This is a genomic window from Aureimonas ureilytica DSM 18598 = NBRC 106430 (assembly GCF_000382705.1).
Classification (GTDB): domain Bacteria; phylum Pseudomonadota; class Alphaproteobacteria; order Rhizobiales; family Rhizobiaceae; genus Aureimonas; species Aureimonas ureilytica.
On record NZ_ARQE01000004.1, the window covers coordinates 237694 to 249911 of the forward strand.

Sequence of the window (12218 nt, forward strand, 5' to 3'; positions counted from 1 at the left end):
CTCCGAGCGTCTTCGTCAGGTGAACGATTTGTAATCGTTTTCGCCATGTTCAGGCCGTGCAATGCGGCGACTGCATCACCATATCGGGTTGGAGCGAGTTGCGCCTACCGGGCAGCTCGCCTTGCGATCGGCTCGGTTTCGAGCGGTCGCCGATGAGAAGGAGGGTTCCCTTATGGCGAGAGCCAATCTTCCGAGCATTGCGTCGGGCGAAGGTGGTCTGGCGCGCTATCTCGATGAGATCCGCCGGTTTCCCATGTTGGAGCCGAACGAAGAGTACATGCTGGCCAAGCGCTATGCCGAGCACGACGATCGTGACGCGGCGCACCGGCTGGTGACGAGCCATCTGCGCCTCGTGGCGAAGATCGCGATGGGCTATCGCGGCTACGGCCTGCCGATCGGCGAGGTCGTGTCGGAGGGCAATGTCGGCCTGATGCAGGCGGTCAAGCGTTTCGACGCCGACCGCGGCTTCCGTCTGGCGACCTATGCCATGTGGTGGATCAAGGCTTCGATCCAGGAATATATCCTGCGTTCGTGGAGCCTCGTGAAAATGGGCACCACGGCCAACCAGAAGCGCCTGTTCTTCAATCTGCGCAAGATGAAGAGCCGCATCCAGGCGCTGGACGAGGGCGATCTTCGCCCCGAGCAGGTTCAGCAGATCGCCACTTCGCTCGGCGTGTCCGAGGAAGAGGTCATTTCCATGAACCGCCGCCTGTCGGGCGACGCTTCGCTCAACGCGCCGATCCGCGCGACCGAGGGCGAAAGCGGCGAATGGCAGGACTGGCTGGTGGACCAGTCGGAAAACCAGGAAGACGTCCTCGTCGAGCAGGACGAGATGAACCAGCGGCGCGGTATGCTGCGCTCGGCCATGAACGTCCTCAACGACCGCGAGCGCCGTATCTTCGAGGCGCGCCGCCTCGCCGAGGACCCGATCACGCTGGAAGCCCTGTCCGGCGAGTTCGACATCAGCCGCGAGCGCGTGCGCCAGATCGAGGTGCGCGCCTTCGAGAAGGTGCAGAAGGCCGTGAAGGACACGGCCGAGGCCGCCCGCCGGCAGCTGCGCGTGGTCAGCGAAGCGACCGCCTGACCGCTCTCACGGTCCCGTCCCAGACATCCAAGCCTCCGGCGCCGCCGGGGGCTTTTTCTTTGGGCGCGCGCCGGCCGAAAAGACGGGGCCGGATGCTTGCGATCGGGGAAGCGATCCACGACATTCCGCCCTGACAATGCGGAGTTTTTCGATGCCCGATCCAGGACGCGCCCCGGCGCGATCCAGCGCCAGCGACGTGCTCTTTGCGCGAGGCACCCAGCCCAAGCCGCTCGACGTCCTGAAGACCGTGTTCGGCCACGAGGGCTTTCGCGGCCAGCAGGAAGCGGTGGTGGAGCAGATCGTGTCGGGCGGCGACGCGCTGGTCCTGTTTCCGACGGGCGCCGGCAAGTCGCTCTGCTATCAGGTGCCGGCCCTTTGCCGGCCGGGCGTCGCCATCGTCGTCTCGCCCCTGATCGCCCTCATGCGCGATCAGGTGCAAGCGCTGCGGCAGGTGGGCGTGCGCGCCGCCTCGCTGAACTCGACGCTCAGCGAGGACGAGCGCAACGCCGTCTGGCGCGATCTCACGAGCGGCCAGCTCGATCTTCTCTATGTGACGCCCGAACGTCTGACGGCGGAGGGTTTCCGCCGCAGCCTGTCGCGGCTCGACATCGCGCTCTTCGCCATCGACGAGGCGCATTGCGTCAGCCAGTGGGGCCACGATTTCCGCCCCGAATATCGCGAGCTTGCCAGCCTTGCGGACGAGTTTCCGCACGTGCCGCGCGTCGCCCTCACAGCGACGGCCGACGCCGCCACCCGCGCCGACATCGCCGAGCGCCTTCGCCTCGAGGACGCGCCGGTCTTTGCCACGTCCTTCGATCGGCCGAACATCCGCTACGCCATCGTGGAGCGCGACAACGCCCGCAAGCAGCTTCTCCACTTTCTCCAGGGGCACAAGGGCAATAGCGGCATCGTCTACTGCCTGTCACGCCGCAAGGTGGAGGAGACCGCCGAGTGGCTGAACGCGCAAGGCATCTACGCCCTGCCCTACCACGCGGGCATGGAGCCGGCGGTGAAGGCGCGCCATCAGGACGCGTTCCTGCGCGAGGAAACGGTCTGCCTCGTCGCGACCGTCGCCTTCGGCATGGGCATCGACAAGCCGGACGTGCGCTTCGTCGCCCATCTCGACCTGCCTTCCTCGGTTGAGGCCTACTACCAGGAGACCGGCCGCGCGGGCCGCGACGGCCAGCCCTCCGAAGCCTGGATGGCCTATGGCCTCCAGGACGTGGTGCAGCGCCGGCGCATGATCGACGAAAGCAGCGCGGAGGACGCGATCAAGCGCGTCGAGCGCGGCAAGCTCGACGCGCTGCTCGGCATCTGCGAGACGCCGCAATGCCGGCGCGCGGCGATCCTCCGGCATTTCGGCGAAGCGCATGACGGGCATTGCGGCAATTGCGACACTTGCCTCTCTCCGGTTGAAACCTGGGACGGAACCGACGCCGCCGTGAAGCTCATGGCCGCCGTCTATCGCACGGGCGAGCGCTTCGGCCTCGCCTATGTGATCGACGTCCTCACCGGCAAGGCAAACGACAAGGTGCGCCAGAACGGGCACGACACGATCCCCGTCTTCGGACAGGGCTGCGATCTCGACGCCCGCGCCTGGAACTCGGTGGCGCGCCAGCTGACGGCGGCGAGCCTGCTTCTGGTCGATCACCAGGCCTATGGCGCGCTTTATCTCGGCGAAGGCGCACGGGCCGTGTTCAAGGGCGAGCGGCGCGTCGTCCTGCGCAAGGATCGCTCGCGCAAGGCGACCGAATTCCGCCGCACGCCGGGCGCGGCGACGAGCGGGCTGGATCAGGAGGCCGCCTTCGTCTTCGAAGCGCTGCGCCGCCTGCGCGCGCGCCTGTCGCGCGAGCAGGGCCTGCCGGCCTATATGGTCTTCTCCGACGCGACGCTGCGCGCCATGGCCGAGATGCGCCCGCGCACGCTGCGCCTCATGGGCGAGGTGCCGGGCGTCGGCGTCGCCAAGCTGGAGCGCTACGGCGAGATGTTCCTCCAGGCCCTTCAGGAAGCCGAGGAAGCGCTGCCCTGAGGGCGCAGGACCCGGTTGGCAGGCGGTTGCCGCCGCGCGATCCGTGGGTTCGCCGAAAGCCGATCCCACGGATCGCCCCCTTCGGAGCGAGACGGGAGAATCCTCGTCGGGCGGCGGGCAAAAAAAAAGCCCCCGCCGAAGCGGGGGCTCAGGGATCAGGTCTTGGCGGCCCAGGCGTCCAGCGCTTCCTTGAAGACGCGATCGCCGGGAATGCCCTTCTCGATCGACATCAGCGCGCGCTGGCCGCTCGCATAGGCGAGCGGAATGTCGATCCACTCCTCGCGGCCGAGAAGGGCGAGATTGCTGCGCACGGCCTGTTCCAGATCGTTCAGCGCGATGATGAAGAACCCGTCCGAGATCTTGCCGGAAATGCCGATCAACGGCTCGCCGCGCGCCTGCTCGGTGGGCTTCAGGGCCAGACGCTGGACATTCTCGATGCCCCCGCCCGGCGGGCCATTCGGCGTGTCGAACATGATCTCGATCACATGGCTCGCCGGCAGCGTCTGGTCGGCGTTGCGACGGATCGTCATGGTCATCTTCATGCCGGTCGAGGGGATCTCGGCAACGGCACGGATCGCGGGCTCTGCCGGCTGCCCTTCGGCCGGGGGCTCGCGCACGAGGCTCCAGACGATATTGCCGTCCTGCTGCGTGCCTTCCCGGTCGGCGGAGCGCTCCTCGTAGAACACGGCGCGCTGGCCGACCGCGATCGGCGCGTTGGTGGCCGTCGGGGCCGTGTTGGCGGCGGCGGCGGGCGGCGTGGCGGGGGTGGGTGCCGGGGTCGCGGCCGCATCCCGCGCCTGATCGGGCGCCGGGCTCACCTCGGCGGCGACGACATTCGTGCCTTCCTCGAAGGCATTGGCGACGTTGACGCCCGGACCCTCGTCCACTTCGCTGCCGTCGGCCTGAAGGCGCTGCGTGAACTGGCGCGGGCGCACGCCGTTGGCGGAGGCACCAGCGGCCGCGGGCGCGGTGTCGCTCGGCGTTCCCTGCGGCGCGGCGGCGGTGGCCGGCGCCTGATCGGCGGGAACAGCGGCGGGCGGCTCGCCCTCATCGGTCGTGTTCGGCGTCGTGGTCGCGACCTGCGTCTCCCCGCTCCCGGTCACGACGGAGCGGATGTCGTCGAGATAGAACCAGCCGGCCGCGCCGAGCACGACGATCGCCGCGCCCGCAACGCCCAGTCCGAGACGCGAACGGTCCTTGGAGCGGGCGCGGCGCGCCGGGTAGCGCGGCGCGGCGAGATCGGGCTCGGGAATGCCGGCGGAGAGCGCGGCTTCGCGCACGGGCGCGCGCGGCGGGATCGTCGCGGGGCGAAGCTGGCGCGCGCCGGGCGCCTCCGCTAGGGCGGGCGACGCCCCGTCCGTCGGTCCGATCTCGCCGACACGCGGCGCGTCGTCCAGGGGCTCGGGCGCGCGCGGGGCGCGGTCGACAGGTCCGGTGCGATTGGGCAGGGCCGGCCGGTCGAGCGTCGGCTCGGAGGCGGGCGCGCCGCTGCTCGGCTCGGCCGGAGACGGCACGCGCGGAAAGGCGGGGAACGCGGGCGGGCGCGTCGTGGGCGTCGCACGCGGGAAAGCGGGCTGCGGCTGGCGCTCATTGGCCGGCGGCGCGGCGACCGGACGGCGCTCGTCGCTGCGCGCCGGCACGGCCCATTCCTCGGCCAGGGGCTCCGACGCGGGCTCGATCGGCGCCGGCACCGGCGGCGGCGTCAGGGAGCGCGGCGGCAGGCCGCGCGGCGCGAAACTGCCGGGCTCCGGCGCGCGCGGGCTCGCCATCGGCGGGGCCGGCTCGAAGGGCGCGGGCGGAGAATAGGGCTCGCTCTCGGGCGGCGAGGGAAGCGGGTCCGGCGCGGCGCGCGGGGCGTCCGGCATCGCGTCCATGACAGGCGCGGGGGCGGGCGCGGGCGGCGCCTCGGGCTCGGGCGCCTCAGGCGGCGGCGCGTAATGCGCCTCGGTCTCGCGAATCGCGTCTTCCAGCACGCGATAGCGCGCCTCGACGACGTGGTCCTCCAACGGCGGATTGGCGGCTTCGATCTGCCGCGTGATCGCAGCCCGCGCCTTTTCGTAGACCTTCGCGCGCAATTGCGGCGACGCGTTGGGCAGTCCGTCGATCGTCTTTCGCAGAACGGCGGTCAGGTTCGCCATGGATAGCTGCACTCGCTAAGCTGTATGGCTGCGCACCGCGCGAGCCGTCGAGAAACGCCCGTGACCCCATCAGCTCGACCCTGTCCGAGACTGTCGGGACATGGACGCGCCTTAAACCCCAAGCGGTCCTGTTCCTAGCCGAAAACTGCGGCAAGGAAAGGACCGCCAAGGGCACAGGGCCCGGAGCTTCGCCCGAAAGATCGAACGGTACGGAGATTTTATATCAACCCTTCCTTAATCCTGAAACGGATCACGGACAAGGATCGTGTCGTCGCGCTCGGGCGAGGTCGACAGGAGCGTGACGGGCGCGCCGACCAGCTCCTCGATCTGCCGGACATATTTGACCGCCTGTGCCGGCAGGTCGGCCCAGGAGCGCGCGCCCGCCGTCGTGCCCTTCCAGCCCTCGAAGCTCTCGTAGATCGGCACGACGCGGCGCTGCGCGCCGAGGCTCGCCGGGAAATAGTCGATCCGCTCGCCGTCGAGTTCGTAGCCGACGCAGATCCTGATCTCGTCCATGCCGTCGAGCACGTCGAGCTTGGTCAGCGCGAGGCCGTGGATGCCGTTGATGGCGACGGCCTGGCGCACCAGAACCGCGTCGAACCAGCCGCAGCGGCGCTTGCGGCCCGTCACCGTGCCGAACTCGTGGCCCTTGGTGCCCAGGAACTCGCCGACCTCGTTGTCCTGCTCGGTCGGGAACGGACCTTCGCCGACACGCGTCGTGTAGGCCTTGGTGATGCCGAGCACGAAGCCGGCCGCCGAGGGGCCGAGGCCCGAGCCCGCCGCCGCCTGCCCCGCCACGGTGTTGGACGAGGTCACATAGGGGTAGGTGCCGTGGTCGATGTCGAGAAGCGTGCCCTGCGCGCCCTCGAACAGGATGCGGTCGCCGGCCTTGCGGCGCTCGTCGAGAAGGCGCCACACGCGGTCGATATAGGGCGTGATCTCGGCCGCCACCGAGGTCAGCTCTTCGAGGATCGCCTCAGCCGAAACCTCCGGCTGGCCGAGGCCGCGCCGCAGCGGATTGTGATGGGCAAGGAGGCGCTCGATGCGCTCGGGCAGGACGTCGAGCTCGGCCAGATCCATGATGCGGATGGCGCGGCGGCCGACCTTGTCCTCGTAGGCCGGGCCGATGCCCCGGCCGGTCGTGCCGATCTTGGTGCCGGAGGCCGCCGATTCGCGCGCGGCGTCGAGCTCGCGGTGGAGCGACAGGATCAGCGCGGCGTTGTCGGCGATGCGCAGCGTCTTCGGGCCGATCTGGATGCCCTGCGCCTCGATGCGCTTCTTTTCGGCGACGAAAGCGTGCGGGTCGAAGACCACGCCGTTGCCGATCACCGACAGCTTGCCCTGGCGCACGACGCCCGAGGGCAGAAGCGACAGCTTGTAGGACACGCCGTCCACGACCAGCGTGTGACCGGCATTGTGACCGCCCTGGAAGCGCACGACGACGTCGGCGCGCTCCGACAGCCAGTCCACGATCTTGCCCTTTCCTTCGTCACCCCACTGCGATCCGACGACGACGACGTTTGCCATTGATGCTCCTCGGCGGCCTTTTGCGGCCCGTTCCGCTCGCGCCCGCCAGAGCGGGGACGCGCCAAAACACGCGGAATCCCCTTGGAGATTCCGACGCACACTTCGGCCGGACTATAAAGAAGCGAAGAGCGACTTGCGAGGGCGGAGCATCACTATTTCCGGCGGAGCGGCAAGCGATCTGTGGAGGACGGCGCCGGCCGCCGCCGGCCTTCGCCTTTTGCATCGCCGGCAAAGACCGCTAAGGGAAGCGCACGGATCTCCCCGTGTCACTTGAGAGACTGCCATGCTCGCCCGCCTCGGCCACCCGTACATCCTTCTGGGCGCCACCGCGCTGATCTGGGGCGCCAACGCGGTGGCCGGCAAGCTCGCGGTCGGCCATGTCTCGCCCATGCTCCTGACCTTCCTGCGCTGGTCGATCGCAGTGGTGGTGCTCCTGCCCTTCGTTCGGCCGCATCTGAAACGCGACCGCGAGGCGCTGAAGGGGCGCTTCGGCTATTTTCTCCTGATCGGCCTTCTCGGCTTCACGGGCTTCAACTCGATCTTCTATCTCGCCCTTTCCTACACGAGCGCCATCCATGCGATGATCGTGCAGTCCTCCATGCCGCTCGTGGTCTTCGTCGGCATGTTCGCCCTGTTTCGCGCGCGCACCACGGCGCTGCAGGTCGTCGGCTTCGGGCTGACGCTGATCGGCGTCCTTCTCACCGCCGCCCATGGCGAGCCGGCGACGCTCCTGCATCTCGAAGTGAACCGGGGCGACGCGCTGATGCTGGTCGCGGTTCTCACCTTCGGCGCCTACACGATCCTCCTGTCGCGCAAGCCGAACGTCCATTGGCTGAGCTCGATCTTCCTGATCTCGCTCGTCGCCGCCCTCACCTCGCTGCCGATCGCGATCGCGGAAGCCGCGATGGGCTATCTGCAATGGCCGGACGCCCAGGGCTGGGCCGTGGTCGTCTTCAGCGTCCTCCTGCCCTCCATCATCTCGCAGAGCCTTTATATCCGGAGCATCGAGATGATCGGCGCGAACCGGGCCAATCTCTTCGTCAATCTCGTGCCGATCTTCGGCACGCTGCTGGCGGTCGCGATCCTCGGCGAGCCGCTCTACGCCTATCATGTCGTCGCGCTGACGCTGGTTCTGGGCGGCATCATGCTGGCGGAAGCCGGCAAGCGCGGCCAGCGCCTCGCCAATCGGCCGAAGCCCGCGCGCTGACCACCCCCAAAGCAAACGAAAAGGGGCAGAGCGGTCGCCCGCCCTGCCCCTTCAAATCAAACTCGATCGGTCCGATCAGACCTCGAAGGTCAGCATCTTGGCCTGACCGATGGCGTTGAGGCCGCGGATCTCCTCGAGGAACTCCTCGCTCAGCGGCTCGTCCAGATAGATCACGGCGATGGCGCTGCCGCCCTGCTCGTCGCGGCCGAGATGGAAGTTGGCGATGTTGATGCCGGCCTTGCCGAAGGCGGTGCCGAGCTGGCCGATGACGCCCGGAACGTCCTTATTGGCCGTGTAGAGCATGTAGCGGCCGACATCGGCCTCCATGTTGATGCCCTTGATCTGGATGAAGCGCGGCTTGCCGTCCGAGAAGGTCGTGCCCGCCACCGAGCGCGTCTGCTTCTTGGTCTTCACCGTGACCATGACATAGCCGTCGAACACGCCGGTCTTGTCGCGGCGCACCTCGGAGACGGCGATGCCGCGCTCCTTGGCCATGAGCGGCGCGGAGACCATGTTGACCGTCTGCACCTGCGCCTTGAGAAGGCCGGCAATCGCGGCGGCCGTCAGGGCGCGGGTGTTCATCGTGCCCGGCGCGCCGTCATAGACGATCTCCACCGCGTCGATCGCCTCTTCCGTCAGCTGGCCGGCGAAGGAGCCGAGGATTTCGGCGAGCTTCACGTAGGGCGTCAGGATCGGCGCCTCTTCGGCGGTGATCGAGGGCATGTTGAGCGCGTTCGACACCGCGCCGTTGACGAGGTAGTCGGCCATCTGCTCGGCCACCTGGAGCGCCACGTTCTCCTGCGCTTCCGTGGTGGAGGCGCCGAGATGCGGCGTGCAGACCACGTTGTCGAGGCCGAAGAGCGGCGAGTCTGTCGCCGGCTCGACCTCGAACACGTCGATGCCCGCGCCTGCCACATGGCCGGCCTTGATCGCGTCCGCCAGGTCCTTCTCGACGATCAGTCCGCCGCGCGCGCAGTTGATGATGCGCACGCCCTTCTTCATCGTGGCGATCGCCTTGGCGTCGATGATGTTGCGCGTCTTGTCGGTCAGCGGCGTGTGCAGCGTGATGAAGTCGGCACGCTTGAAGAGGTCTTCCAGCTCGACCTTCTCGATGCCCATCTCGCGCGCCCGCTCTTCCGACAGGAACGGGTCGAAGCCGATCACCTTCATCTTGAGGCCGACGCCGCGCGACGCGACGATCGAGCCGATATTGCCGCAGCCGATGACGCCCAGCACCTTGCCGGTGATCTCGACGCCCATGAAGCGGTTCTTCTCCCACTTGCCGGCCTGGGTGGAGGCGTCGGCGGCGGGCAGCTGGCGGGCGGTCGCGAACATCATGGCGACGGCGTGCTCGGCCGTGGTGATGGAATTGCCGAAGGGCGTGTTCATCACGATGATGCCCTTCCGGCTGGCGGCCGGAATGTCGACATTGTCGACGCCGATGCCGGCGCGGCCGATGACCTTGAGGTTCGTGGCGGCGTCGATGATCTTCTCGGTGACCTTGGTCGCCGAGCGGATGGCGAGGCCGTCATACTGGCCGATCACCTCGAGGAGCTTCTCCTTGTCCTTGCCGAGGTCGGGCAGGTAGTCGACCTCGACGCCGCGATCCTTGAAGATCTGGACGGCGGTGGGGGAAAGCTTGTCGGAAACGAGAACGCGGGGTGCCATGGGGGAAGTCCTCTGCCGGGCGCACGGGCGCGAAACGCGGTGCGAGCGAAGATGAAACGAAAGGGAAAGGGGATGCGCGAGCCGGAGCCCGCCACGAGGGGGCCGCTCCGGGGATCAGCGATCGGGGCGCGCGAGGCGCCGCAAGCGGCCCTCCGGTCAGGAGGGCCGAACAAGGATCGAGCTCAGGCGGCCTGCGCCAGGGACGCCTTCTGCGTCTCGTAGGCATAGGCGAGCCAGGGCATGAGCGCTTCGACATCCACCGTCTCGACGGTCGCGCCGGTCCAGATGCGAAGGCCGGCGGGCGCATCGCGATAGGCGCCGATATCGAGGGCGACGCCCTCCTTCTCCAGAAGCGAGGCGACGCCCTTGGCGAAGGCTTCCTGCGCGTCCTTCGGCAAGGCCGTCAGCGCCGGGTCGGTGAACTGGAGGCAGACCGAGGTGTTGGAGCGGATCTCGGCCGACTTGGCGAGGAAACCGATCCAGCCGTTGGCCTCGACGAAGCGTTCGATCACCGCGAGATTGGCGTTGGCGCGCTCCTTCAGGCCTTCCAGCCCGCCGACCGACTTGCCCCACTGGAGCGCGTCCAGATAATCCTCGACGCAGAGCATCGAGGGCGTGTTGATCGTCTCGCCCTTGAAGATGCCCTCGATCAGCTTGCCGCCCGAGGTCAGGCGGAAGATCTTCGGCAGCGGCCAGGCCGGCTTGTAGGTCAGAAGACGCTCGACGGCTCGGGGGCTGAGGATCAGCATGCCATGGGCCGCTTCGCCGCCCATGACCTTCTGCCAGGAGAAGGTCACGACATCGAGCTTGTCCCAGGGCAGGTCCTGCGCGAAGGCGGCCGAGGTCGCGTCGCAGATGGTGAGACCCTGGCGATCGGCCGGGATCTTGTCGCCGTTGGGCACGCGCACGCCGGAGGTCGTGCCGTTCCAGGTGAAGACGACGTCGTTGTCGAAGTTCACGTCGGCGAAATCGACGATCTCGCCATAGCCCGCTTCCAGAACGCGGGCGTCGGTGAGCTTGAGCTGCTTGACGGCATCCGTCACCCAGCCCGAGCCGAAGCTTTCCCAGGCGACCATGTCGACCGGGCGAGCGCCGAGCAGCGACCACATCGCCATCTCGACCGCACCGGTGTCGGACGCGGGAACGATGCCGATGCGATAATCGGCGGGAACCTGAAGAATCTCGCGGGTGTCCTCGATGGCCTGCGCGAGCTTGGTCTTGCCGAGCTTGGCGCGGTGCGAGCGACCGAGAGCGGCGTCGCTCAGGGCTTCCAGCGTCCAACCGGGACGCTTGGCGCAAGGACCAGAGGAAAAACGGGGATTGGCCGGACGCGTGGTCGGCTTGGCGATCTGTGCCATAAGTGGCTACCCTTACAGATAGAAGCGCCTCGTTGGGGAGGCGTGTCCCACGGACGGGAATACGGGGAGTTCCTTTCCCAGTCAAGTGACGCCGCGATGACAGGGCGTGCCGCGTCAGGCCCGAAACAGCAAAAAGGGCGGGTTGCCCCGCCCTTCTTCACCCATCGAAACGTGGAGGAACCGCGCCCGGTCCTACCAGAGGCTGTAGCGCAGGCCCGCCGAGATCGTGTGGCGGTCGAAGCCGCCGTCCGAGCCCGTGACCGTCTGGCCGGGCAGGCCGACCTTGTCGCCGCCGAGCTTGTAATTGTCGCCGCCTTCCACGTTCATGTAGCGGTAGCCGACATCGAGCTGGAGGTTCTTGGAGATGTCGTAGGCGACACCCGCCGAGACCGACCAGGCGAAGCGCCAGGATTCCTCGCCCTTGAGCGGGGTGGTGGCGCAGAAGACCGCCGAGCAGGCTTCGAGGGTGGGCGAATCGTAGTTCAGGTGCACCGCGCCGACGCCGCCGCCGACATAGGGCGTGAAGCCGGCGACCGTGCCGAGATCGACATAGGCGTTGGCCATCACGTCCCACATCGAGGCCTCGCCCCGATCGCGCAGGTTGCAGCCCGCGCCGCAGTAGAGGGAGGCCTGCGTGAAGCCGTTGAAGTCCGGCTTGGAGTAGCGCGCGGTCACGTCGGTCCGCAGCATGTCGGTCAGGCGGTAACCGATGCCGACGCCGCCGCCGAAGGTCTCGTCGAGGCTGGCGTCGCGATAGGCTTCGCTTTGCGAGGAGAAGGGCGCGCGCAGCGTGCGCTCGCCGTCGAGATCGGAGCGGAAGTCGTAGGTCACGTCGCCGCGCAGATACCAGCCCGTGCCGATCTCGACCGGCTGCAATTCGGGCGCCTCGCGGTAGATCGGCCCGAGATCGGCAGCCAGGGCTGCACCCGGCAGGGAAAGCGCGGCGGCGCCGAGGAGGAGAAGGGTCTTGAGGGTCATCGCGATCGGCCTCGAAACGAAAGATGCGTTGGAAGCGGATCGCAGCCCGCTTGCTGCGTTAACCATGCCGGACAATGCTTAACTGCGGGTTAACCCTGTTCCTTAACCCTGCCACGATGGTTCGCTCGGGTTACGAAGTGCTCTCGCCGCCACGAAAAAGGCCGCCCTCCCCATCCGGGAAGAGCGGCCCTTCGATGCCTGTCAGACACTCGGCCGGAGGCCGAAGGTC

At 68.0% G+C, this 12218-nt stretch carries 8 protein-coding genes; 3 read left to right on the forward strand and 5 right to left on the reverse strand.

The window, feature by feature from the left end; genetic code table 11:
• Window positions 1-172: 172 nt before the first annotated feature.
• On the forward strand, window positions 173-1084 hold the full coding sequence (rpoH, locus tag B146_RS0111165; RefSeq protein ID WP_019996525.1) for an RNA polymerase sigma factor RpoH: 912 nt from the start codon (window positions 173-175) through the stop codon (window positions 1082-1084).
• A 151-nt stretch (window positions 1085-1235) separates the two neighbouring features.
• On the forward strand, window positions 1236-3113 hold the full coding sequence (gene recQ / locus B146_RS0111170) for a DNA helicase RecQ (protein ID WP_026358531.1): 1878 nt from the start codon (window positions 1236-1238) through the stop codon (window positions 3111-3113).
• 155 nt (window positions 3114-3268) lie between these two features.
• Here recQ and B146_RS27725 read toward each other — a convergent pair whose 3' ends face one another.
• Together B146_RS27725 and B146_RS0111180 are read right to left on the reverse strand one after the other, a co-directional pair.
• Window positions 3269-5251, reverse strand: a complete 1983-nt coding sequence (locus B146_RS27725; protein WP_019996527.1) for a hypothetical protein — start codon at window positions 5249-5251, stop codon at window positions 3269-3271.
• A 234-nt stretch (window positions 5252-5485) separates the two neighbouring features.
• Entirely contained in the window at window positions 5486-6778 is a 1293-nt protein-coding gene (locus tag B146_RS0111180) for an adenylosuccinate synthase (RefSeq protein ID WP_019996528.1), read from the reverse strand.
• Between the two features lie 283 nt (window positions 6779-7061).
• Here B146_RS0111180 and B146_RS0111185 point away from each other — a divergent pair, with 283 nt between their 5' ends.
• Window positions 7062-7985 carry a DMT family transporter gene (locus B146_RS0111185; protein WP_019996529.1) on the forward strand — a complete coding sequence of 308 codons (924 nt, stop codon included), beginning with the start codon at window positions 7062-7064 and terminating at the stop codon, window positions 7983-7985.
• A 75-nt stretch (window positions 7986-8060) separates the two neighbouring features.
• On the opposite strand, the gene serA is transcribed toward B146_RS0111185, so the two are convergent.
• The 3 genes from serA to B146_RS0111200 all read right to left on the reverse strand — a co-directional run bounded on the left by serA (window position 8061) and on the right by B146_RS0111200 (window position 11989).
• On the reverse strand, window positions 8061-9653 hold the full coding sequence (gene serA, locus B146_RS0111190; RefSeq protein ID WP_019996530.1) for a phosphoglycerate dehydrogenase: 1593 nt from the start codon (window positions 9651-9653) through the stop codon (window positions 8061-8063).
• 182 nt (window positions 9654-9835) lie between these two features.
• Complete coding sequence (locus tag B146_RS0111195; RefSeq protein WP_019996531.1) at window positions 9836-11011, reverse strand: phosphoserine transaminase; 1176 nt, start codon at window positions 11009-11011, stop codon at window positions 9836-9838.
• Between the two features lie 192 nt (window positions 11012-11203).
• Window positions 11204-11989, reverse strand: coding sequence for an outer membrane protein (locus tag B146_RS0111200; protein ID WP_019996532.1), 786 nt, complete (start codon window positions 11987-11989; stop codon window positions 11204-11206).
• Window positions 11990-12218 lie beyond the last annotated feature (229 nt).